This is a genomic window from Sandarakinorhabdus sp., from assembly GCF_031422795.1.
In the GTDB taxonomy this organism is placed as follows: Bacteria; Pseudomonadota; Alphaproteobacteria; order Sphingomonadales; family Sphingomonadaceae; genus Sandarakinorhabdus.
The window spans coordinates 1-21,942 of record NZ_JANPML010000187.1 but is presented as its reverse complement, the minus strand read 5'-3'; the positions used below and the strand labels follow the sequence as shown (position 1 = coordinate 21,942).

Below are 21,942 nucleotides of genomic sequence, written 5' to 3'. Positions count from 1 at the left end.
CACGTTGAGCAAGGAAGAAGGTTCAAGGCCATGGCCAAAGCAAAGTTCGAGCGGAACAAGCCGCACTGCAACATCGGGACCATCGGTCACGTCGACCATGGCAAGACTTCGCTGACCGCCGCGATCACCAAGATCCTGGCTGAAACCGGCGGCGCCACCTTCACGTCGTATGACAACATCGACAAGGCCCCGGAAGAGCGTGAGCGCGGCATCACCATTTCGACCGCCCACGTCGAATATGAAACCGCCAACCGCCACTATGCCCACGTCGATTGCCCCGGCCACGCCGATTATGTGAAGAACATGATCACCGGCGCCGCGCAGATGGATGGCGCGATCCTGGTCGTGTCGGCCACCGATGGCCCGATGCCGCAGACCAAGGAGCACATCCTGCTCGCCAAGCAGGTCGGCGTGCCGTCGATGGTCGTCTTCATGAACAAGTGCGATCTGGTTGACGACGAGGAAATCCTCGAGCTGGTCGAAATGGAAATCCGCGAAGAGCTTTCCAAGCGCGATTATGATGGCGACAACATTCCGATCGTTCGCGGTTCGGCCGTGTGCGCTCTGAACGGCACCAACGAAAAGCTGGGCCGTGAAGCCATCCTGGCGCTCATGGCGGCTGTCGACAGCTTCATCCCGCAGCCGGAGCGTCCGCTGGACAAGCCGTTCCTGATGCCGATCGAAGACGTGTTCTCGATCTCGGGTCGCGGTACCGTGGTCACCGGCCGCGTGGAATCGGGCATCGTCAAGGTTGGCGAGGAAATCGAGATCGTCGGTATCCACGACACCCGCAAGTCGGTGTGCACCGGCGTCGAAATGTTCCGCAAGCTGCTCGATCAGGGCCAGGCTGGCGATAACATCGGTGCGCTGCTGCGCGGCGTGGGTCGTGAAGACGTGGAACGCGGCCAGGTGCTGTGCAAGCCCGGCTCGATCAAGCCGCACACCGACTTCGTCGCCGAAGTCTATGTGCTGTCGAAGGACGAAGGCGGCCGTCACACGCCGTTCTTCGCCAACTATCGTCCGCAGTTCTATTTCCGCACCACCGATGTCACCGGCACCGTTGAGCTGCCGGAAGGCACCGAGATGGTGATGCCGGGCGACAACGTCCAGCTGACCGTCAAGCTGATCGCTCCGATCGCCATGGATCAGGGTCTGCGCTTCGCCATTCGCGAAGGCGGCCGTACCGTTGGCGCCGGCGTGGTTGCTTCTATCATCAAGTGAGTGTAAAGGGCCGCTTCCCTAGGGGAGCGGCCCTGATTCGTCAGCGCGTGGAAACACCGCGCAGATGATAAAAGCCGGGCTCCACGGCTGAAAATCCAGGGGCAAGAATTTCTAAGCGGCCGGTGCAAACCCGACCTTCCGTTGGGGTCGCGCTGGTTCGTTTTTTTTGAACGCTATTTGACAAGATTGGTGCCATGGACGCTCAGAACATCCGCATCCGCCTGAAGGCTTTTGATCACCGTGTGCTCGATCTGGCCACCGGTGAGATCGCCGACACCGCAAAGCGGACGGGTGCTGCCATCCGTGGTCCGATTCCGCTGCCGACGCGCTTCGAGAAGTTCACCGTGAACCGCTCGCCGCACGTCGACAAGAAGAGCCGTGAACAGTTCGAGGTGCGCACCTACAAGCGCCTTCTCGACATTGTTGACCCGACCCCGCAGACGGTGGACGCGCTGATGAAGCTCGACCTCGCCGCCGGCGTGGACGTGGAAATCTAACTCGGCAAGTAACCGTCCCAACCAAATACGCGGAGCGAATTTGGAAGGGTCACGCCCCTCCCCGGCAAATCCGCCGGGGACCTGGAAACAGGATTTGGGCCTCTGATGAAAGGACAAGATCATGCGCATTGGCGTGATCGCGAAGAAGATGGGGATGACACGGATTTTCCGTGATGATGGCCGGCACGTGCCGGTGACAGTCCTCGCTCTCGAGAACAACCAGGTGATCGCGGTGAAAACCGACGAGACCGATGGCTACACCGCTGTCCAGCTTGGCGCTGGCACGAAGAAAGCCAAGAATACCACGAAGCCGGAGCGCGGCCATTTCGGTAAGGCCGAAGTGGAGCCCAAGGCCAAGGTCGCGGAATTCCGTGTGGCGGCTGATGCCGTGCTGGAACCGGGTGCCACCATTTCTGCTGATCACTTCATCGCTGGCCAGATGGTTGATGTCACCGGCATCACCCAGGGCAAGGGCTTTGCCGGCGTCATGAAGCGCTGGAACTTCGGCGGTCTGCGCGCCACCCACGGCGTTTCCGTCTCGCACCGTTCGCACGGTTCGACTGGCCAGCGCCAGGATCCGGGCAAGGTCTTCAAGGGCAAGAAGATGGCCGGGCACATGGGTGCCAAGCAGCGCACCCAGCAAAATCTTGAAATCGTGTCGACCGACGTCGAGCGCGGCCTGATCTTCGTGATGGGCTCCGTCCCCGGCTCGAAGGGCGGCTGGCTGCTCATCAAGGATGCCGTCAAGGTGCCGCGTCACGCCGACGTTCCGTATCCGGCTTCTCTCAAGCTGGCTGCCAACGACATCGCCCCCAACGACATCGCCCCCAACGACATCGCAGTGACGGACGTGGTTGATACCGCTCCCGCCGCTGGCGAAGAAAACACGGAGGCCTGATCATGAAGATTCAGGTGAAGACCCTGTCCGCGGCCGATGCCGGCGAACTGGAACTTTCGGACGCCGTGTTCGGCAAGGAACCGCGCCTCGACATCCTGCACCGCGTTGTGACGTGGCAGCTGGAAAAGCGTCGCGGCACCGCCCGCAAGTCGCGTGAACGCAGCGAAGTCTCGCGCACCGGCAAGAAGCTGGGCAACCAGAAGGGCGGCGGTCGTGCTCGTCACGGTAACCGCGCTGCGCCGCAGTTCATCGGCGGCGGCAAGGCCCACGGCCCACGCGTGCGTGATTTCGATCCGTCGCTGAACAAGAAGATCCGCCGTCTTGGCCTGGCCACCGCGCTGTCGGTGAAGGCCCAGGAAGGCAAGCTGATCGTGGTGGAAGACCTCAATCTTGGTGAAGCCAAGACCAAGGCTTTCCTGGCTTCGATGGGCGCGCTGGGCATCACGTCCGGCCTGTTCATCGACGGCGCTGCGGTTGATGCCGGTTTTGCCCGCGCTTCGGCCAACGTGCCCCACATCGACGTGCTGCCGGCCATCGGCGCCAACGTCTATGACATTCTCAAGCACGACACGCTGGTCCTGACCCGCGCTGCCGTTTCGGCTCTGGAGGCCCGGGTCAATGGCTAACATCGATCTCAAGCACTACGACATCGTGGTGAAGCCGGTGATCACCGAGAAGTCCACCCTGGTGTCCGAGTACAACCAGGTGGTCTTCCAGGTCGCCAAGGACAGCACCAAGCCGCAGATCAAGGCAGCCATCGAAGCGCTTTACGGCGTCAAGGTGCTGGCCGTGAACACCATGGTCGCCAAGGGCAAGACCAAGCGGTGGCGCGGTCAGGAATATCGCCGGTCTGATGTGAAGAAGGCCGTGGTGACGGTTGCCGATGGCGATCGCATCGACGTGACCACCAGCATCTGAGGGCAGGGACAATGGCACTCAAGAAATTCAATCCGACCAGCCCCGGCCAACGCGGCCTGGTACTGATCGACCGCTCGGCCCTGCACAAGGGTCGCCCGCTCAAGACGCTCACGCAAGGTCTGAAGAAGACCGGCGGCCGCAACAACAAGGGCCACGCCACCGCGCGCGGCATTGGCGGCGGTCACAAGCGTCTGTATCGCATCGTCGATTTCAAGCGCCGTCTGTGGGACGTCGCCGCGACCGTCGAACGCATGGAGTATGACCCCAATCGTTCGGCCTTCATCGCGCTGGTGAAGTACGCCGACAAGGAAGGCACCCAGGCCTATATCATCGCGCCGCAGCGCCTGAACGTTGGTGACAGTGTGATCGCCGGCAAGAAGGTCGACGTGAAGCCGGGCAATGCGATGGAAATCGGCCAGATGCCGGTTGGCACCATTGTCCACAACGTCGAGCTGAAGCCCGGCAAGGGTGGCCAGATGGCCCGCGCCGCCGGCACCTTCGTGCAGGTTGTGGGCCGCGACAAGGGCATGGTGATGGTTCGCCTGAACTCGGGCGAGCAGCGTTATGTCCGTGCCGAGTGCATGGCCACCGTTGGCGCTGTGTCCAACCCGGACAACAGCAACCAGAACCTGGGCAAGGCCGGTCGCAATCGCTGGCTCGGCTATCGTCCGCTGACCCGCGGCGTTGCCAAGAACCCGGTCGACCACCCGCACGGCGGTGGTGAAGGCCGCACCTCGGGCGGTCGTCACCCGGTTACCCCGTGGGGCAAGCCGACCAAGGGTGCCAAGACCCGTTCGAACAAGGCGACGGATCACATGATCATCCGTTCGCGTCACGCCAAGAAGAAGAGGTAAGCGCGCATGAGCCGCTCCGTCTGGAAGGGTCCCTTTGTGGAACTCTCGCTGCTGAAGAAGGCCGAAGCCGCACAGGGCTCCGGTGCGCGTGCGCCGATCAAGACCTGGTCGCGCCGCTCCACCATCCTGCCGCAGTTCGTTGGTCTTACCTTCAGCGTTTACAATGGCAGGAAGCACATCCCCGTCACCGTCAATGAAGACATGGTGGGTATGAAGCTGGGCGAATTTGCGCCGACGCGCTTCTTCCCCGGCCACGCCGCCGACAAGAAGGGCAAGCGCTGATGTCCAAGCCCAAATCCCCCCGCAAGGTTGGTGACCGTGAGGCACTGGCCATTGCCACCACCATCCGCGGCTCGGCTTACAAGCTGAACCTGGTGGCTGGTCTCATTCGTGGTCGCAAGGCTTCGGACGCGCTCAACATCCTGCAGTTCAGCCGCAAGGCGATGGCGATCGATGTGCGCAAGGTGCTGGCTTCGGCCGTCGCCAATGCTGAAAACAACCACAATCTCGATGTCGATGCGCTGTTCGTCAAAGAAGCCAGCGTTGGCAAGGCGATCACCATGAAGCGTTTCACGCCGCGTGCGCGTGGCCGGGCTTCTGCCATCACCAAGCCGTTCAGCCGCCTGCGCGTTGTCGTGCGCGAAGCCGATGAAGAGGGAGCAAACTAATGGGTCACAAGACGTCCCCCATCGGTCTGCGCCTGCAGATCAACCGCACCTGGGACAGCCGCTGGTTTGCCAAGGGCGACGAGTACGGCAACCTGCTGCTGGAAGATCTGCGCATCCGCGAGTTCATCATCAAGCATCACGGCCAGGCCGCCATCTCCAAGGTGGTGATCGAGCGTCCGGCCAAGCTGTGCCGCGTGTCCATCTTTGCTGCGCGCCCCGGCGTGATCATCGGCAAGAAGGGCGCTGACATCGAGAAGCTGCGCAAGCAGATCGCTCAGATGACCCGCAGCGACGTGAGCCTGAACATCGTTGAAATCCGCAAGCCGGAAATCGATGCCAAGCTGGTGGCCGCCGGTGTGTGCGATCAGCTGGAGCGCCGCATCGCGTTCCGTCGCGCCATGAAGCGTGCCGTGCAATCGGCCCTGCGTCTGGGCGCCGAAGGCATCAAGATCACCTGTTCGGGTCGTCTGGGTGGCGCTGAGATCGCCCGCACCGAATGGTATCGCGAAGGCCGTGTGCCGTTGCACACCCTGCGCGGCAACGTCGATTATGCCGAACATCAGGCCCACACTGCCTATGGCGTGTGCGGCGTGAAGGTCTGGATCTTCAAGGGCGAAATTCTTGGCCACGACCCGATGGCCCAGGACCGCCTGATGATGGAAGCCCAGACCTCTGGCGTCCGTCCGGCGCGCTGAGGAGTAGAAAAAAATGCTGTCACCAAAGCGCACCAAGTTCCGCAAGGCCTTCAAGGGCCGCATCCATGGCGATGCCAAGGGTGGTTCGGCACTGAACTTCGGCGCCTTCGGCCTGAAGGCCATGGAGCCGGAGCGGATCACCGCTCGCCAGATCGAAGCGGCTCGCCGCGCGATTTCGCGTCACATGAAGCGTCAGGGCCGTTTGTGGATCCGGATTTTCCCCGATTTGCCGGTTTCGTCCAAGCCTGCTGAAGTCCGCATGGGCTCGGGCAAGGGTTCGCCGGAATATTGGGTGGCCCGCGTCAAGCCCGGCCGCATCATGTTCGAACTCGACGGCGTGCCGTACGACGTTGCTGCCGGCGCTTTCGAGCGTGCTGCCGCCAAGTTGCCGATCAAGACCAAGATGGTGGTCCGCCTCGGCGAACCGACCACACAGGACTAAGACCATGGCTGACAAGATTTTTGCCGATCTGAAGGTTTCGACCGACGATCAACTCGCCACCCAGCTTTCCGAGCTGAAGCGCGAACAGTTCAACCTGCGGTTCCAGGCGGCCACCGGCCAGCTGGAGAAGCCCGGCCGTGTGCGCATCGTGCGCCGGACGATCGCCCGCATCAAGACGCTGCAATCGGCCCGCAAGGCCGTCGCGCAGCCGTTGGGAGCATAACACATGCCGAAGCGTGTATTGCAGGGCACCGTGGTGTCCGACAAAGGCGACAAGACGATCGTCGTGCTGGTGGAGCGCAAGGTCGCTCACCCGGTTTACGGCAAGATCATCCGTCGTTCGAAGAAGTATCACGCCCACGACGAGGGCAATGTGATCAAGGCCGGTGACACGGTTCGCATCGAAGAATGCGCGCCGCTGTCCAAGCTGAAGACCTGGAAGGTTCTGGAGAAGGTCGGATAAACCGACCTTTTCGCGAAGGTTCTCGAAAAGGTCGGCTGAGCCGGCATTTCGGGTTTTATTTGAAGCTGTCTGCCGGTCGGAATCGGCAGACTTAATGGAAGGATCGAACGCATGATCCAGATGCAGACGAACCTCGAAGTGGCGGACAATAGTGGCGCCAAGCGGGTGATGTGCATCAAGGTCCTGGGCGGCTCCAAGCGTCGGTTTGCCGGCGTCGGCGACATCATTGTGGTGTCGGTGAAGGAAGCGCAGCCCAAGGGCAAGGTGAAGAAGGGTGATGTGCACCGCGCTGTTGTGGTGCGCACCGCCAAGGATATCCGTCGTGCTGACGGCTCGGTGATCCGTTTCGACAGCAATGCTGCCGTGCTGATCAACAAGAATGAAGAGCCAATCGGCACCCGTATCTTCGGGCCAGTGGTGCGTGAACTGCGCGCCACCGGGCACATGAAGATCATCAGCCTTGCCCCTGAGGTGCTGTAATGAGCGCGCTGAAGATCAAGAAGGGTGACACCGTGATTGTCCTGTCCGGCAAGGACAAGGGCAAGGAAGGCACCGTGACCCGCAACCTGCCGCGCGACGGCAAGGTTGTGGTGGCCGGTGTCAACCTGATCACTCGTCACAACAAGCCGAACCAGGCCAACCCGGAAGGCGGCATCGAGCGCGTTGAAGCCCCGATGGCTGTTTCCAATGTGGCGCTGAAAGATCCGACCACGGGTGGTCCCACCCGCGTCGGCTTCGCCATGGTTGATGGGCACAAAGTGCGCATCGCCAAGAAGTCGGGAGCCCAGATCGATGGCTGAGAATCTCACCCCCAGTGACCTGCCGCGCATGCAGGCTTTGTATGCTGAAACGATCCGCCCCAAGATGGTGGAAATGTTCGGCTACAAGAACATGATGGAAGTGCCGAAGATCGACAAGATCGTGCTCAACATGGGCGTCGGCGATGCCACGCAGGACAAGAAGAAGGTCGATCAGGCTGCCGGTGAAATGGCGCTGATCGCTGGCCAGAAGCCGGTGATCTGCAAGGCCAAGAAGTCGGTTGCGCAGTTCAAGCTGCGTGAAGGCATGCCGATCGGCTGCAAGGTCACGCTGCGCCGTCAGCGCATGTATGAATTCCTTGATCGCTTTGTCACCATCGCGCTGCCGCGCGTTCGCGATTTCCGTGGCCTCAACGCCAAGTCCTTCGATGGTCGTGGCAACTATGCCACCGGCATCAAGGAACAGCTGATCTTCCCGGAAATCAACTATGACCGGGTCGATCAGGTCCGCGGCATGGACATCATCGTGGCCACTACGGCCAAGACCGATGAGGAAGCCCGTGCGCTGCTGGCGCTGTTCGGTTTCCCGTTCATTGGTTACACCCTCGAAAAGAAGGCGGCCTGAGCCATGGCGAAGCTTTCAATGATCAACAAGAACGAGCGTCGCAAGGCGCTTGTTGTGAAGTACGCCGGTAAATATGCCGTGCTGAAGGCGATTGCGGCCGATACCAGCCGTTCCGATGAGGAACGTCTGATGGCCCGCCTGAAGATGGCGGAACTGCCGCGCAACGCCAACCCGACCCGGGTTCGCAACCGTTGTGAACTCACCGGGCGTCCGCGCGCCTATTACCGCAAGTTCAAGCTTTCGCGCATCATGCTGCGGGAACTGGCCAACAAAGGCCTGATCCCCGGTGTGACCAAGTCGAGCTGGTAAGGATTGCCCGATGTCGATGTCTGATCCTCTGGGCGATATGCTCACCCGGATCCGTAACGGCCAACAGGCCCGCAAGGATTCGATCGTCACCCCCGCTTCCAGGTTGCGCGCCCGCGTGCTGGATGTTCTGCAGCGCGAAGGTTATATCCGTGGCTATGCCCCGGTGCTTGACGGCTCGCACGAGAACCTGCGGATCGACCTGAAGTATTTCGAAGGTCGTCCCGCCATCCAGCACCTTGCCCGTGTGTCGAAGCCCGGCCGCCGCGTTTACAGCGGCGCCACCGAGCTGCCGCGCATTCGCAACGGCCTGGGTATCACCATTGTTTCGACGCCCCAGGGCGTTCTTTCCGACGCGGAAGCGCGCGAAAAGAATGTTGGCGGCGAAATCCTCTGCCAGGTGTTCTGACCATGTCGCGCATCGGTAAAAAACCCGTCGCCGTTCCGGCTGGCGTCACCGCCTCGATCAATGACCGCATTCTCGTGGTCAAGGGTCCCAAGGGCGAGATGTCCATGCCGCTGGTGGACGACATCAGCTACACCATCGAAGACGCACAGATTGCTGTGGTCCCGGCCAACGAGACCAAGCGCGCCCGTGCCTTTTGGGGCATGCAGCGCACGTTGGTGAACAACCTCGTTACCGGCGTCACCGATGGTTTCACCAAGGTGCTGGAAATCACCGGCGTCGGCTATCGTGCTTCGGTGCAGGGCAGCAACCTCAAGTTGCAGCTCGGCTACAGCCACGATGTCGATTTCGCCATTCCGGCCGGCATCACCATCAAGACGCCTGATCCTACGACCGTGGAAATCACCGGTTCCGACAAGCAGCGCGTTGGCCAGGTCGCCGCAGAAATCCGCCGCTGGCGCAAGCCCGAGCCTTACAAGGGCAAGGGTATCAAGTACCGCGGCGAGTTCGTCTTCCGGAAGGAAGGGAAGAAGAAATGAGCAAGCTCACCCATTTCGAACAGCGTCGCCGCCGCGTGCGGACGGCTATCAGTCGCAACAGTGCCGGTCGTCTGCGCCTGTCGGTGCATCGTTCGTCGCAGCATATCTATGCCCAGATCATCGACGATGCCAATGGTGTCACGATCGCCTCGGCCTCCACGCTGGAGAAGGACATGCGGGCTTCGACCGGCGCCACCACCGACGCTGCGTCGTCCGTTGGCAAGCGCCTGGCCGAACGGGCCAAGGCCGTCGGCGTTTCGGCCGTGGTGTTCGACCGTGGCGGTTTCCTCTTCCATGGCCGCGTGAAAGCGCTGGCTGAGGGCGCCCGCGAAGGCGGACTGGAGTTCTAAGATGAGCGATGAAACCCAAGTGACCGGCGCCGCGGCTCCGGAAGGCGAAAGCCGCGCTCCTGGTCGCGGCCCGCGTGGTCGTGGCGGTCCTGGTGGCGGCCCCGGTGGCGATCGCCGCGGTGGCCCCGGTGGCAACCGTCGTGACGGCGACCGCAACAAGCGTGGCCGTGACAACAACAACGGCGAACCGGCTGGCGAAGAGCTGATCGAAAAGCTGGTCCACATCAACCGCGTCTCCAAGACCGTGAAGGGCGGCAAGCGCTTCGGCTTTGCAGCTCTGGTCGTGGTGGGTGACGGCAAGGGCCGCGTTGGTTTCGGCCACGGCAAGGCTCGCGAAGTGCCGGAAGCCATTGCCAAGGCCACTGCCGCCGCCAAGAAGGCGATGGTGCGTGTGCCGCTGCGCGATGGTCGCACGCTGCACCATGATGGCTACGGCCATTTCGGCGCCGGCAAGGTCTATGTTCGTTCCGCCACGCAGGGTACCGGCATCATCGCTGGTGGTCCGATGCGCGCTGTGTTCGAATCGCTGGGCGTTGCCGACGTGGTCACCAAGTCGGTGGGCACCAACAACCCCTACAACATGATCCGTGCCACCTTCGCAGCCTTGGTTGGCCAGGTCAGCCCGAAGAGCGTCGCTCAGCGTCGCGGCAAGAAGGTTATGGATCTGCTGTCGCGCCGCGGCGACGTTTCGGCCAAGCAGGCCGAAGCTGACGCCGAAGCAGTGGCCTGAGGAGAGGCATGATGGCCAAAGTCAAAGTCACCCAGATCGGTTCGCCGATCCGCCGCACCCCGGTCCAGGAAAAGAACCTGATCGGTCTCGGCCTCAACAAGATGCACCGCAGCCGTGAGCATGTCGATACGCCGGAAATCCGGGGCATGATCAAGAAGGTGGCGCATCTTCTCAAGGTTGAAGCGGTCGCCTGACCGCTCATCCCGGCCTTGGCCGGGACCGAATATACGCCGGGCACCTTGGGTTCAACCCAGGGTGCCCAGCGGCTATAAAATCAACATCCAGCGCGTAAGCGAAAGCGAGTGCAACACATGACCACCAAGCTCAACGACATTCACGACAATCCCGGTGCCCGCAAGAAGCGCGTGCGCGTTGGCCGCGGTATCGGGTCCGGCGTCGGCAAGACCGCCGGTCGCGGCCAGAAGGGCCAGACCAGCCGTTCGGGTGTCTCGATCAACGGCTTCGAAGGCGGCCAGATGCCGCTGCACATGCGCATCCCGAAGCGCGGCTTCAACAACATCTTCCGCAAGGATTATGCCGTGCTGAACCTCGGCACGCTGCAGGCCGCGATTGATGCTGGCAAGCTTGATGCCAAGACGTTGATCGATGCCGACGTGCTGGTTGCTGCCAAGGTGCTGACCACCGCTGGTGACGGCGTGCGTCTGCTCGGCGTTGGCGCGCTCACCGCCAAGGTGATGCTGAAGCTGGCTGGTGCATCGGCGACGGCCAAGGCTGCGGTGGAAGCCGCTGGCGGTTCGATCGAACTGCCGGCCCCGGCTCCGGCGCCGCTGACCAAGGACGAGCAGAAGGCTGCCCGTGCTGTTGCGCGCGCTGCCAAGGCCGCCGCTCTGGCTGCCAAGTAAGATTTAGTCGGGTCAACAGGCCCCATGGCAATTGCGCCGCGTGTCGCCTACATAGGGATGACACGCGGCGCTTTGCCGTTTCAGACCAGCAAAATCGGGTAGGGTTTCATGGCGTCTGCCGCCGAACAAATGGCTGCGAACCTGTCGTTCGCCAACTTCTCCAAGGCCACCGAGCTGAAGAGCCGCATCTGGTTCACGCTTGGTGCGCTGGTGGTGTTCCGCCTCATCTCGTTCGTGCCGCTGCCTGGCATCGACCCGCTGGCGCTGTCCAGCCTGTTCGAACAGACCCGTGGCGGCGTGCTGGATTTCTTCAACATGTTCTCCGGCGGCGCGCTGGAACGCATGAGCCTGATCGCGCTGGGCGTCACGCCCTACATCACCGCCTCGATCGTGGTGCAGCTGCTGACGTCGCTGATCCCCAGCTTCATGGCACTGAAGAAGGAAGGCGAGGCCGGCCGCAAGACGCTGAACCAATATACCCGGTTCGGCACCGTGTTCCTCACCATCGTGCAGGGCTATGGCATTGCGCTTGGCCTTGAAGGCTGGGGCGCGGGCCAGGGCGTGTCGGCGGTGATCGATCCGGGCTGGTTCTTCCGCATTTCCACGGTGATTTCGCTGTTGGGTGGCACCATGTTCCTGATGTGGCTGGGTGAACAGATCACCAGCCGCGGCATCGGTAACGGCATTTCGCTGATCATCATGGCCGGCATCGTGGCACAGCTGCCGTCGGCGCTTGGCACCTTGTTCGAACAGGGCCGCACTGGTGCGCTGTCGGCGGGCTTTGTGCTGCTGGTGGCGGTGGTGGCGCTGGGCACCATTGCGTTCATCTGCCTGATGGAGCGCGCGCAGCGCAAGATCCTGATCCAGTATCCCAAGCGCCAGATGGGCAGTCGCATGTTCCAGGGCGATTCCAGCTTCCTGCCGCTGAAGATCAACACGGCGGGCGTGATCCCGCCGATCTTCGCCAGCTCGCTGCTGCTGATGCCGCTCACGGTGGCGCAGTTCTTCAGCCAGCAAGGCAGCATGCCGGAATGGATGACAACGGTGACCACCGCGCTGCAGCACGGTGCGCCGCTGTATATGTTCCTCTATGCCGCCGGCATCATCTTCTTCAGCTTCTTCTACACCGCCGTGGTGTTCAACCCGGACGAGACGGCGGAGAATCTCAAGAAGTACGGCGGCTTCGTGCCCGGCATCCGGCCCGGCCAGCGCACATCGGAATATCTGGATTTCGTGCTCACCCGTCTGACGGTGATCGGCGCGGCCTATCTCACGCTGATCTGCCTGCTGCCGGAGTTCTTGATCAGCGAATTGAAGGTGCCGTTCTATTTTGGTGGCACATCACTGCTGATCGTGGTCAATGTCACGATGGACACGGTGGCGCAGATCCAAAGCCACCTGTTGGCGCACCAATATGAGGGACTCATCAAGAAGTCCAAGCTTCGGGGGAATCGTCGTTGAATCTGATCCTGCTGGGCCCGCCGGGAGCGGGCAAGGGCACGCAGGCCAGCCGTCTCGTCAAAGATCGCGGCATGGTCCAGCTTTCCACTGGTGATATGTTGCGCGCGGCCGTCACAGCCGGCACGCCGGTGGGCCTTGCCGCCAAGGCGGTGATGGAATCCGGCGGGCTGGTGTCGGACGAGATTGTTTCGGGCATCCTGTCGGAACGGCTCGATCAGCCCGACGCCCGCGCCGGCTTCATCCTTGATGGCTATCCGCGCACCGAAGTGCAGGCGAACTCGCTGGACGCGATGCTGGCGGCAAAGGGCCTGATGCTGGATCATGTGATCGAGTTGGTGGTGGACGAAGACGCTCTGGTTGATCGCATCACCGGTCGTTTCACCTGCGCCAAATGCAGCGAAGGCTATCACGACCGTTACAAGCAGCCGGCCGTGGCCGGTGTCTGCGACGTCTGTGGTTCGACCGAATTCAAGCGCCGCGCCGACGACAATGCCGATACCGTGCGCCAGCGCATGCAGGAATATCGCGCCAAAACGGCGCCGATCATTCCGCACTATCAAGATCGCGGCATTGTCTCGCGGGTGGATGGCATGGCCGACATGGACGCGGTCGCGGCCTTCATCGACGCGATCGTCGACAAGGCGTGAACCGGTCTGGTCGCCGGCTTGACTTTCCGGCGACTCGCGGCTAACCCGCCCACTTCCGTTTCATCGGATTAGGAACCGGCGGCCCGCACGGGTGGTCGGCATATTGCTTTGAGATGGCGACATCTGCCCAGGGTCGCCGTGGAGCATGAAAGGAAAACGACTGTGGCACGTATTGCGGGTGTGAACATCCCGACCAACAAGCGCGTTGAAATCGCGCTCACCTACATCCACGGCATTGGCCGCACCACCGCCAGCCGTCTGGCCAACGAACTCGGCTTCCCGCGTGAACGCCGCGTGCAGGAACTGACCGACGCCGAGATCCTGTTGATCCGTGAAAAGATCGACCGTGAGCTCACCGTGGAAGGTGATCTTCGTCGCCAGAACGCGATGAACATCAAGCGCCTGATGGACCTGGCCTGCTATCGCGGCCTGCGTCACCGCAAGGGCCTGCCGGTCCGCGGCCAGCGCACCCACACCAACGCCCGCACCCGCAAGGGCAAGGCCAAGCCGATCGCCGGCAAGAAGAAGTAAGCGCGCTACCGCTGCTCATCTTCTTCTTCATATAAGGCAAGGATATCTGAAATGGCTCGCGAAGTTGCTCGCATCAAGCGCAGGGAGCGCAAGAACATCACCAGCGGTGTTGCCCATGTCAACGCCAGCTTCAACAATACCATGATCACCATCACCGACGCGCAGGGCAATGCCATTGCGTGGTCGTCGGCGGGGACCTGTGGTTTCAAGGGCAGCCGCAAATCGACGCCGTTCGCGGCCCAGATGGCTGCCGAAGACGCCGGCAAGAAGGCCGCCGAACACGGCGTGCGCACGCTGGAAGTCGAAGTGCGTGGCCCGGGTTCGGGCCGTGAATCGGCGCTGCGCGCGCTGCAGGCCGTGGGCTTCGTCATCACCGCCATCCGCGATGTGACGCCGATCCCGCACAACGGCGTGCGCCCCCCCAAGCGCCGCCGCGTCTGACCCGTCTGCCTGGCGCCGGGCTCCGTTGCGGTGCCCAGCGTTCCTATTCCATGGACCAACGGGACGAGCAGGTGACGACCTGTTTCCTCCCAAGACCGAGGTGAAAACCGTGGCAGTCATCGCCAAGAACTGGACCGAACTCAAAAAGCCCAACCGTCTGGAGCAGCGCCCTGGCGGCGATGCCCGGCAAAAGGCAGCGTTTGTCGCTGAACCGCTGGAGCGTGGCTTTGGCCTGACGCTGGGCAATGCCCTGCGCCGCGTGCTGCTGTCGTCGCTGCAAGGTGCCGCCATCACCGCCATCAAGACCGATGGCGTGTTGCACGAATTTTCCAGCCTGGCTGGCGTGCGCGAAGACGTGACTGACATCGTGCTGAACATCAAGCAGGTGGCGATCCGCATGTCTGGCGATGCCGCCAAGCGCGTGTATCTGAACGCCACCGGCCCCGGCCCGGTCACCGCTGGCCAGATCGCTGTTACCGGCGACATGGAAGTGATGAACAAGGAACTGGTGATCTGCACGCTGGACGAAGGTGCCACGCTGAACATGGAACTGACGGTGGAAACCGGCAAGGGCTATGTGCCGGCCAGCGCCAACCGCCCGGCCGATGCGCCGATCGGCCTGGTGCCGGTTGATGCGCTCTACTCGCCGGTGCGCCAGGTCAGCTACAAGGTCGATCCGACCCGCGTGGGCCAGGAACTGGACTATGACAAGCTGACCATCACGGTGGAAACCGATGGCAGCCTGAGCCCGGAAGATGCCTTGGCCTATGGCGCCAAGATCCTTCAGGATCAGCTGCAGCTGTTCGTGAACTTCGAAGACGCGGCGGCTGCGGCCCCGGTCGCACACACCGCCAGCACGGGCGTGGTGGAAGTGGACGACAGCGCCAGCATCAACCGTTACCTGCTCAAGAAGGTCGACGAGCTGGAACTGTCGGTGCGTTCGGCCAACTGCCTGAAGAACGACAACATCATCTACATCGGTGATCTGGTGCAGAAGACGGAAAGCGAAATGCTGCGTACGCCGAATTTCGGCCGCAAGTCGCTGAACGAAATCAAGGAAGTGCTGTCCCAGATGGGTCTGCGCCTTGGTATGGAAATTGCCGGTTGGCCGCCCGAGAACATCGAGGACATGGCCAAGAAGCTCGAGCAGGAATTTTAAGTCCTGCGTGGCGGGAGTGGCCAACCGGCTGCTCCCGCCAGCACAGGCAGGGGTTTCTGGCTGATCCCATTATCAGCCTGGTCCGGGGTACCTGAAACGGCCCCTGAACGAACGGAGAAGACCTATGCGCCATCGGCTCGCCCATCGTAAACTCAGCCGCACCAGCAGCCACCGCATCGCGATGCTGCGCAACATGGCCGCCGCGCTGATCAAGCACGAACAGATCAAGACCACCTTGCCGAAAGCTAAGGAACTGCGCCCCTACGTTGAAAAACTGGTGACGCTGGCCAAGAGCGGTGGCCTGTCCAACCGTCGTCTGGCCGATGCTCGCCTGGGTGACGATACCCAGCTTATCAAGCTGTTCGACGTTCTGGGCACGCGCTATGCGACACGCCAGGGTGGATACACCCGCGTCGTCAAGGCCGGCTTCCGCCGTTCCGACGCAACTGCGATGGCGATCATCGAATTTGTCGATCGCGACGTTGATGCCAAGGGCCAGGATTCAGGCCCGGTCGAAACCTTCGGCGACGACGAATAAGCCTTAACCGGAAGGATCGCCATCATGGCTGACGAGATCGATCTGGGCGCAAACCCTGAAAATGGCTTTGGTGATGAACCGATGCCGCAGGTGGCGATCATCACCCAGTATGTGAAGGATCTCTCTTTCGAGAATCCGAACGCGCCGGCCAGCCTGCAGGTGCAGACCCAGCCGCGGATCGACGTCAATGTGGGCGTCAACGCCCGCAAGGCCGCCGACGACGTTTATGAAGTCGAACTCAAGATCAGCGCCAAGGCCGAAGTCGACGCCGGCGCCGCTTTCATGGTCGAACTTCTGTATGCCGGCCTGTTTGGCCTGAAGAATGTGCCGGAAGAAGCCATCGAGCCTTTCTGCATCATCGAAGGTCCGCGGATTCTGTTTCCCTTCGCGCGTCGCATCATCGCCGATGCCGTGCGCGATGGCGGCTTCCCGCCATTGATGCTCGATCCGATCGATTTTGGTGCGCTGTACATGTCCCAGCAGGGCCAGGTCGGCAACGCGTAAGCGAACAGCACAAACGACAAGACGGGCGGCCTTTGGGTCGCCCGTTTTCGTTTGGGGCACTGTCGCCTTGCACTTTCCGGGGCATTGCCTAATCCGGTGGCGCAATGAACCTCCTCCGCGCCACTGCCACCATTGGCAGCCTTACCCTGATCTCCCGCATCGGTGGCTTTGCCCGCGATGTGCTGCAGGCGTCGTTGATGGGCGCCGGCATGGCGGCGGACGCTTTCCTGATCGCCCAGCGCCTGCCCAATCTGTTCCGCGCGTTGTTTGCCGAAGGCGCTTTTGCCTCGGCGTTCGTGCCGATGTTCAATCGTCAGGTCGGTGCCGATGGCGGCCAGATCGATGGTGCCCGGCGCTTTGCTGAAGATGTGCTGGCGGTGCTGCTGCCGCTGCTGTTGCTGTTCACGGCAGCCATGGTGGCCGGCGCGGTGCCCGTGGTGTGGGCGCTCACCGGCGGTTTTCCCGATGCCGCGCCCACCAAATTCGCCCTCACGGTTGATTTCACCCGCCTCACCTTCCCCTATCTGATGCTGATCAGCCTGACCTCGCTGCTGGGTGGCCTGCTCAATTCCGTCGGACGCTTCGCCGTGAATGCCGCGGCGCCGATCCTGCTTAACATCGTCTTGATCAGCGGCCTGCTGTGGTCGGGCAGCGGCGATGATGTGGCGGCGGCGCGCATGCAGGCGCTGTGCGTCACGCTGGGCGGTATTGCCCAGCTGATCTGGCTGCTGTGGTCGTGCGGCCGCGCCGGGATCAGCCTGCGGCTGCGGCTGCCCCGCCTTACCCCGCAGGTGAAGACCCTGCTCAAACTCATCGTGCCGGCTGCCTTTGGTGCCGGCGCGGTGCAGGTCAATCTGTTGATCTCCACGGCGCTGGCCGCGCGTTTTCTGGGCGATGGCGCGGTCAGCTGGCTGTATTTCGCTGATCGGCTGAACCAGCTGCCGCTGGGCATCATCGGCATCGGCGTCGGCACCGCGTTGTTGCCGGCCATGTCGCGGTTGATTGGTGCCAATGATGTGCCGGGCGCCATCGCCCAGCAGAACCGGGCGATGGAACTGGTGTTGATCCTCACGCTGCCCGCTGCGGCAGGGCTCGTGGTGGCGGCGCAGCCCATCGTGGCGCTGCTGTTCCAGCACGGTGAGTTCACCGCGTCTGACAGCCTGGCAACGGCGGCGGCCTTGTCTGGCTTTGCCTTGGGGCTGCCGGCCTATGTGCTGATCAAGGTGCTCACCCCCGGCTTCCACGCCCGCAGCGACACCAGCACCCCGGTGCGGGTGGCGGTGGTGGCGATGCTGATCAATCTGGCGGGAAATCTGATTCTGGTGTGGCCGCTGGGCCATGTCGGCATTGCCCTGGGCACGGCGATTTCGGCCTGGGTCAACGCAGCGGGGCTGTGGTGGCTGCTCGGCAAGCGCGGCCAGTTTGCGCTGGATGCCAGCGCCCGCCGGCTGCTGCCGCGTTTGGGCGTCGCCACGCTGGCCATGGTGGGCGTGCTGGTTGTGGCCATGCCGGCGCTGGCACCGCTGGCGGCGCGCGGCTTTGCCTGGCAGGCCGCTGCACTTGCGCTGTTGATTGGCGGCGGCGCCTTGGCCTATCTGGCGGCGGCGCGGCTGCTCGGCCTGTTCACCATCAAGAGCCTGATCGCACAAGTAAGACGGAAACGCATATGAAACGGGTTTTTTCGGGCATCCAGCCCACCGGCAATCTGCATCTGGGCAATTATCTGGGCGCCATCCGCAATTGGGTGCGCATGCAGGATAAAGACGAGTGTATCTTCAGCGTGGTTGATCTGCACGCCATCACCGTGGCGCAGGATCCCGCCACGCTGCGGCGCGGCATTCACGAGATGGTGGCAGCGCTGATCGCGGCGGGCCTCGATCCCGAACGCTGCATATTGTTCCCGCAAAGCCGGGTGCGCGTGCATGCCGAACTGGCGTGGGTGTTGATGTGTACGGCGCGGATGGGTTGGCTGAACCGGATGACCCAGTTCAAGGAAAAGAGCGGCAAGGACCGTGAGGGCGCCTCGGTCGGCCTTTATACCTATCCGGTGCTGCAGGCCGCCGATATCCTCGCCTACAAGGCCACGCACGTGCCGGTGGGCGAAGATCAGAAACAGCATCTGGAACTGGCGCGCGACATCGCCATCAAGTTCAACAATGATTTTGGCGTTGAGCTGTTCCCGCCGCCCGAACCGGTGATCGAAGGCCCCGCCACCCGCGTGATGAGCCTGCGTGACGGCAGCGCCAAGATGTCGAAGAGCGACCCTTCCGACCAGAGCCGTATCAACCTGACCGACGATGCCGATACCATCGCTGCCAAGGTGAAGCGCGCCAAATCCGATGCCGATCTGCTGCCATCCGAAGCCGCTGGCCTTGCCGGCCGGCCGGAAGCGGCGAACCTGGTCAACCTGATGGCGGCGCTCACCGAAACGACGGTTGCCCAAGTGCTGGCAGATTTCGGCGGCAAGGGCTTCGGCGCCTTCAAGCCGGCGCTGGCCGACGTGATGGTGGCGAAACTCAGCCCCATCACCGCGCGGTTCAACGCGCTGAAGGATGATGATGTGGCGATCGAAGCGATCTGCGCGCGCGGAGCGGAACGGGCCCGCGCCATTGCCGAGCCGGTGCTGGCGCAGGTGCATCGCGCCGTGGGGTTCATCGCGTAACTGCGACGTTGCGCTGCGGCGTCGAACGGTGTCATTCATGCGCCAGTCAGTTGCTCTGGCGCATATCCGCGCGTAAGATTACCGATAGTCCATGTTGGAGTGCCATCGAATGACCATCCTTCCCAAGGCTCGCTTGGCTCTGCCATTGGTTGCAGCTCTGGCCTTGTCGGCCTGCGCCGCGCCGTTCGAAGCCCGCGTGGCGCGCTTTCAGCAGCTGCCGCCGCCATCAGGCACCAGTTTCGTGATCGAGCCGCGCGACAAGGAAAATGCCGGCGGGCTGGAATTTGCCACTTATGCCAATCTGGTGCGCCAGAAGCTGGTGGCCGCCGGCTTCCAGGAAGCAGCCAACGCCGATGCGGCGGCTTTGACCGTGCAGCTGGACTATCATGTTTCTGCCCCGCGTGAAAAAGTGCAGAGCCGGCCTGCTATTGGCTGGGGCGGCGGCTTTGGCCCGGGCTTTGGCTGGGGCCCCTATTGGGGTGGTTTTGGCGGCGGCTTCGGTGGCTGGGGCGGCGGCTTTGGCGGCGGCTTTGGCGGCTGGGGGGGCGGCTGGGGCGGCGGCTGGAACAATGATGTTTACAGCGTCACCAATTACAACACGGTGGTCGCCATGCGCATCAACCGCAATGCCGACAAGAAGAGCGTATTCGAAGGCCGCGCCGAAACCGTGAGCAACAGCAACAATCTCACCCGCCTGGTGCCCAATCTGGTCACCGCCATCTTCACCAATTTCCCCGGCAACAGCGGCGAAACCGTGCGGGTGCGCTTTGATCCTTCCAAGCCGGATGTGGCACCAACGGTCAAACCCGTGCGCTGATCGCCGCATCACAGGCCGAAAATAGGGGCGTTCCGATTGTTCGGAACGCCCCTATTGCATTTGTGTGAATGTGGATTAACCTTCTGTGTGACTGATGCGAAGGGGGGCTTTCCATGACGGTCTATATTGCGCTGCTGGCTGTGGTTGTTGGACTGATGCCGGTGTTGTTGGACAAGTGGCGTGCGTCTCACAAACACGACATGACACCGCAGCGGGTGCAGCGCCGCCGCTGATTTTTGCGGTTGGCGGCGCGTCGCCGGTTCGATTGCAGTCCATCGTGAGTGGATAGCGCATCATACGGCGTAAAGAACCAGGACGCGCAGCCTCCGGCGGGCAGGCCTGAGGCCTGCACCAATTTGTTTTTCTGCTGGATACGCCCAGCGTTCGTCGTCAGACGGATGGCAACGAGAGTGGGTCCAGGGCCTCAGGCCCTGGCCGGCGGCGGCTCTTCTGCTTCCATACTGCTATCAGTCGCGCGGAGTCGGCTCGCTATAGCCCATGCGGTTGGTGCGATCCTGCGCCCAGGCTTCGATCATCTTGCGATCGCAGCCAGTAAAGCCTGCCGGGCCGACGGCACTGCAGCTGTTGATGCTGTTGCCGGCACCGCCGGTGCCATCACCCAGCAACAAGGCGCGATTCTGCGTGAGCACGCTTTGCCGCGTCTCGGCCTTGCGCAGCCGCTCGGGAATGCGGAACACGTCCGAACCGGGCAGGCGGGCGCACACCACTTGTTCATCGGGTGAACTGGGCTTGGGGCAAGCCTCGTTGTCGAACACCGTCACAAAGCGCTGGCGCGGCCGGCTGCCATCGCCGGTCGGAAGATCAGCCGGCTTCAGCATGGTCGGCCGCGGCGGCGCGGTTGTCGGATTGGCGGGTGGCTGCTGGGCAGCGGCTGGAACCAAGGCGGGCAGCGCCACTGCCAGGGTGAGGGCAAACAGGGGCAGGCGCATCAGGCAAAGGCTCCGCAGACGGGTTTACCCCATCAGATTAGGCGCTTTTGCCGGCGCTGGGAACCGGCAATCGCATGGCTTTCATGCCGTGCCGGGCGTGTCTGACGGCTGAACGAAAGCGCCCCGCGACGGACGGGCCGGCGCGGGGCGCTTTTGTGATCAGGTCAACAGGATCAGTTGGTGGCGGCGGCCTGCATGGCTTCCAGCCGGTTGATGGCGATATCATCGCCAGCAGCCCGCGCAGCGGCAAGATCGGCGGCCACGGCGGCCACGTCGATGTCTGCCACCGGGGTGGCCTTTTCGGCCAGGATGGTCAGGCCGGTTTCGGTCACTTCGGCAAAACCGCCATCGATGAAGAACCGCATGGTGGCCGGGCCGCCATCGGTTTCATGGATGTGGATGGCGCCGGGGCGGATGGTGGACATCATCGGCGCATGGCCGGGCAGCACACCAAAATCACCTTCGGCACCGGGCACGACGACCATCGCCACTTTCGCTTTCGCGAGGCGGCGTTCCGGCGAGACGAGTTCGAAATCGAGCAATTCAGCCATTTTAACCTCCAAGCCCCTCTCCCGTTCGGGGAGAGGGAGGGGCCCGCCGCGAAGCGGTGGGAGGGTGAGGGCAGTGCCTCCAGACCCTCACCCCGCTCGGCTGCGCCGAGTCGACCCTCTCCCCAAATGGGAGTGGGGGGGAACATACGCCGCGTCAGCAGCCAGCTTCTGGGCCTTGGCGACAGCGTCTTCGATGGTGCCGACCATGTAGAAGGCATTTTCCGGCAGGTGATCATATTCACCGGCAACAATCGCCTTGAAGCCCTTGATCGTGTCTTCCACCTGCACGAACACGCCGGGCGAACCAGTGAAGATTTCGGCGACGTGGAACGGCTGCGACAGGAAGCGCTGGATCTTGCGGGCGCGGCTGACGACCAGCTTATCTTCTTCGCTCAGTTCATCCATGCCCAGAATGGCGATGATGTCCTGCAGGCTCTTGTACTTCTGC

General features: G+C 62.6%; 34 protein-coding genes and 1 pseudogene. 32 read left to right on the top strand and 3 right to left on the bottom strand.

The genetic code is table 11. The features are described from left to right. Positions 1-30: 30 nt before the first annotated feature. The 32 genes from tuf to RMO81_RS06970 all read left to right on the top strand — a co-directional run bounded on the left by tuf (position 31) and on the right by RMO81_RS06970 (position 19,993). The gene (gene tuf, locus RMO81_RS07125; RefSeq protein ID WP_310475113.1) at positions 31-1,221 is read left to right on the top strand and encodes an elongation factor Tu; all 1,191 of its coding nucleotides are present in this window, start codon (positions 31-33) and stop codon (positions 1,219-1,221) included. 194 nt (positions 1,222-1,415) lie between these two features. Beyond that, positions 1,416-1,718 carry a 30S ribosomal protein S10 gene (gene rpsJ / locus RMO81_RS07120; protein ID WP_310475112.1) on the top strand — a complete coding sequence of 101 codons (303 nt, stop codon included), beginning with the start codon at positions 1,416-1,418 and terminating at the stop codon, positions 1,716-1,718. 121 nt (positions 1,719-1,839) lie between these two features. Continuing rightward, positions 1,840-2,616, top strand: coding sequence for a 50S ribosomal protein L3 (gene rplC / locus RMO81_RS07115; RefSeq protein WP_310475111.1), 777 nt, complete (start codon positions 1,840-1,842; stop codon positions 2,614-2,616). A 2-nt stretch (positions 2,617-2,618) separates the two neighbouring features. Continuing rightward, complete coding sequence (gene rplD / locus RMO81_RS07110; protein ID WP_310475110.1) at positions 2,619-3,242, top strand: 50S ribosomal protein L4; 624 nt, start codon at positions 2,619-2,621, stop codon at positions 3,240-3,242. Next, on the top strand, positions 3,235-3,534 hold the full coding sequence (locus tag RMO81_RS07105) for a 50S ribosomal protein L23 (RefSeq protein WP_310475109.1): 300 nt from the start codon (positions 3,235-3,237) through the stop codon (positions 3,532-3,534). Before rplD ends, RMO81_RS07105 begins: the two co-directional genes overlap by 8 nt. 11 nt (positions 3,535-3,545) lie before the next feature. Next, a complete protein-coding gene (gene rplB, locus RMO81_RS07100) occupies positions 3,546-4,388 on the top strand; it encodes a 50S ribosomal protein L2 (protein WP_310475108.1) in 843 nt (280 codons plus the stop codon). A gap of 6 nt (positions 4,389-4,394) precedes the next feature. Beyond that, the gene (gene rpsS, locus RMO81_RS07095; RefSeq protein WP_310475107.1) at positions 4,395-4,670 is read left to right on the top strand and encodes a 30S ribosomal protein S19; all 276 of its coding nucleotides are present in this window, start codon (positions 4,395-4,397) and stop codon (positions 4,668-4,670) included. After that, positions 4,670-5,056 carry a 50S ribosomal protein L22 gene (gene rplV / locus RMO81_RS07090; RefSeq protein WP_310475106.1) on the top strand — a complete coding sequence of 129 codons (387 nt, stop codon included), beginning with the start codon at positions 4,670-4,672 and terminating at the stop codon, positions 5,054-5,056. The genes rpsS and rplV overlap by 1 nt, the downstream gene beginning before the upstream one ends. Next, positions 5,056-5,751, top strand: a complete 696-nt coding sequence (rpsC, locus tag RMO81_RS07085; RefSeq protein WP_022680029.1) for a 30S ribosomal protein S3 — start codon at positions 5,056-5,058, stop codon at positions 5,749-5,751. The genes rplV and rpsC overlap by 1 nt, the downstream gene beginning before the upstream one ends. Before the next feature lie 13 nt (positions 5,752-5,764). Further along, a complete protein-coding gene (gene rplP, locus RMO81_RS07080) occupies positions 5,765-6,193 on the top strand; it encodes a 50S ribosomal protein L16 (RefSeq protein WP_017666966.1) in 429 nt (142 codons plus the stop codon). 4 nt (positions 6,194-6,197) lie between these two features. Then, a complete protein-coding gene (gene rpmC, locus RMO81_RS07075) occupies positions 6,198-6,416 on the top strand; it encodes a 50S ribosomal protein L29 (protein ID WP_310475105.1) in 219 nt (72 codons plus the stop codon). 3 nt (positions 6,417-6,419) lie between these two features. Next, complete coding sequence (gene rpsQ, locus RMO81_RS07070) at positions 6,420-6,656, top strand: 30S ribosomal protein S17 (protein ID WP_310475104.1); 237 nt, start codon at positions 6,420-6,422, stop codon at positions 6,654-6,656. A gap of 111 nt (positions 6,657-6,767) precedes the next feature. Then, complete coding sequence (gene rplN, locus RMO81_RS07065) at positions 6,768-7,136, top strand: 50S ribosomal protein L14 (protein WP_310475103.1); 369 nt, start codon at positions 6,768-6,770, stop codon at positions 7,134-7,136. After that, positions 7,136-7,456, top strand: coding sequence for a 50S ribosomal protein L24 (gene rplX, locus RMO81_RS07060; protein WP_310475102.1), 321 nt, complete (start codon positions 7,136-7,138; stop codon positions 7,454-7,456). Before rplN ends, rplX begins: the two co-directional genes overlap by 1 nt. Continuing rightward, positions 7,449-8,039, top strand: coding sequence for a 50S ribosomal protein L5 (gene rplE / locus RMO81_RS07055; protein ID WP_310475101.1), 591 nt, complete (start codon positions 7,449-7,451; stop codon positions 8,037-8,039). The genes rplX and rplE overlap by 8 nt, the downstream gene beginning before the upstream one ends. A gap of 3 nt (positions 8,040-8,042) precedes the next feature. Further along, positions 8,043-8,348 (top strand): 30S ribosomal protein S14, encoded by a 306-nt coding sequence (gene rpsN / locus RMO81_RS07050; protein WP_310475100.1) that lies wholly within the window; start codon positions 8,043-8,045, stop codon positions 8,346-8,348. 10 nt (positions 8,349-8,358) lie between these two features. Continuing rightward, positions 8,359-8,754: a 30S ribosomal protein S8 gene (rpsH, locus tag RMO81_RS07045; protein WP_017666973.1), complete on the top strand. Its 396-nt coding sequence runs from the start codon at positions 8,359-8,361 to the stop codon at positions 8,752-8,754. Between the two features lie 2 nt (positions 8,755-8,756). Beyond that, positions 8,757-9,290, top strand: coding sequence for a 50S ribosomal protein L6 (gene rplF / locus RMO81_RS07040; RefSeq protein ID WP_310475099.1), 534 nt, complete (start codon positions 8,757-8,759; stop codon positions 9,288-9,290). Next, a complete protein-coding gene (gene rplR, locus RMO81_RS07035) occupies positions 9,287-9,640 on the top strand; it encodes a 50S ribosomal protein L18 (RefSeq protein WP_310475098.1) in 354 nt (117 codons plus the stop codon). Before rplF ends, rplR begins: the two co-directional genes overlap by 4 nt. A 1-nt stretch (position 9,641) precedes the next feature. Further along, positions 9,642-10,370, top strand: coding sequence for a 30S ribosomal protein S5 (gene rpsE / locus RMO81_RS07030; RefSeq protein WP_310475097.1), 729 nt, complete (start codon positions 9,642-9,644; stop codon positions 10,368-10,370). 11 nt (positions 10,371-10,381) lie between these two features. Further along, positions 10,382-10,564 (top strand): 50S ribosomal protein L30, encoded by a 183-nt coding sequence (gene rpmD / locus RMO81_RS07025; protein WP_310475121.1) that lies wholly within the window; start codon positions 10,382-10,384, stop codon positions 10,562-10,564. Positions 10,565-10,681: 117 nt separating this feature from the next. Then, entirely contained in the window at positions 10,682-11,233 is a 552-nt protein-coding gene (gene rplO / locus RMO81_RS07020) for a 50S ribosomal protein L15 (protein WP_310475096.1), read from the top strand. Positions 11,234-11,341: 108 nt separating this feature from the next. Further along, positions 11,342-12,694 carry a preprotein translocase subunit SecY gene (gene secY / locus RMO81_RS07015; protein WP_310475095.1) on the top strand — a complete coding sequence of 451 codons (1,353 nt, stop codon included), beginning with the start codon at positions 11,342-11,344 and terminating at the stop codon, positions 12,692-12,694. Beyond that, a complete protein-coding gene (locus RMO81_RS07010) occupies positions 12,691-13,341 on the top strand; it encodes an adenylate kinase (RefSeq protein WP_310475094.1) in 651 nt (216 codons plus the stop codon). Before secY ends, RMO81_RS07010 begins: the two co-directional genes overlap by 4 nt. Before the next feature lie 162 nt (positions 13,342-13,503). Continuing rightward, positions 13,504-13,872, top strand: a complete 369-nt coding sequence (gene rpsM, locus RMO81_RS07005) for a 30S ribosomal protein S13 (protein ID WP_310475093.1) — start codon at positions 13,504-13,506, stop codon at positions 13,870-13,872. A 51-nt stretch (positions 13,873-13,923) separates the two neighbouring features. Next, the gene (gene rpsK / locus RMO81_RS07000) at positions 13,924-14,313 is read left to right on the top strand and encodes a 30S ribosomal protein S11 (RefSeq protein ID WP_273461778.1); all 390 of its coding nucleotides are present in this window, start codon (positions 13,924-13,926) and stop codon (positions 14,311-14,313) included. Between the two features lie 109 nt (positions 14,314-14,422). Next, complete coding sequence (locus RMO81_RS06995; RefSeq protein WP_310475090.1) at positions 14,423-15,472, top strand: DNA-directed RNA polymerase subunit alpha; 1,050 nt, start codon at positions 14,423-14,425, stop codon at positions 15,470-15,472. A 124-nt stretch (positions 15,473-15,596) separates the two neighbouring features. Then, positions 15,597-16,010, top strand: a complete 414-nt coding sequence (gene rplQ / locus RMO81_RS06990) for a 50S ribosomal protein L17 (protein ID WP_310475089.1) — start codon at positions 15,597-15,599, stop codon at positions 16,008-16,010. A gap of 24 nt (positions 16,011-16,034) precedes the next feature. Further along, entirely contained in the window at positions 16,035-16,514 is a 480-nt protein-coding gene (gene secB, locus RMO81_RS06985; protein ID WP_310475088.1) for a protein-export chaperone SecB, read from the top strand. A 104-nt stretch (positions 16,515-16,618) separates the two neighbouring features. Continuing rightward, the gene (gene murJ / locus RMO81_RS06980) at positions 16,619-18,184 is read left to right on the top strand and encodes a murein biosynthesis integral membrane protein MurJ (protein ID WP_310475087.1); all 1,566 of its coding nucleotides are present in this window, start codon (positions 16,619-16,621) and stop codon (positions 18,182-18,184) included. After that, positions 18,181-19,176 (top strand): tryptophan--tRNA ligase, encoded by a 996-nt coding sequence (gene trpS, locus RMO81_RS06975; RefSeq protein WP_310475086.1) that lies wholly within the window; start codon positions 18,181-18,183, stop codon positions 19,174-19,176. Before murJ ends, trpS begins: the two co-directional genes overlap by 4 nt. 109 nt (positions 19,177-19,285) lie before the next feature. After that, positions 19,286-19,993 carry a DUF4136 domain-containing protein gene (locus RMO81_RS06970; RefSeq protein WP_310475085.1) on the top strand — a complete coding sequence of 236 codons (708 nt, stop codon included), beginning with the start codon at positions 19,286-19,288 and terminating at the stop codon, positions 19,991-19,993. Between the two features lie 467 nt (positions 19,994-20,460). Here the strand turns inward: RMO81_RS06970 and RMO81_RS06965 are convergent, their stop codons facing one another. From RMO81_RS06965 to RMO81_RS06955, 3 genes and pseudogenes are all read right to left on the bottom strand, one after another. Next, positions 20,461-20,943 (bottom strand): hypothetical protein, encoded by a 483-nt coding sequence (locus RMO81_RS06965; RefSeq protein WP_310475084.1) that lies wholly within the window; start codon positions 20,941-20,943, stop codon positions 20,461-20,463. Positions 20,944-21,116: 173 nt separating this feature from the next. Further along, complete coding sequence (locus RMO81_RS06960; RefSeq protein ID WP_310475083.1) at positions 21,117-21,494, bottom strand: ATP synthase F1 subunit epsilon; 378 nt, start codon at positions 21,492-21,494, stop codon at positions 21,117-21,119. A gap of 150 nt (positions 21,495-21,644) precedes the next feature. After that, a pseudogene (locus tag RMO81_RS06955) lies at positions 21,645-21,942 on the bottom strand (F0F1 ATP synthase subunit beta); the annotation flags it as partial.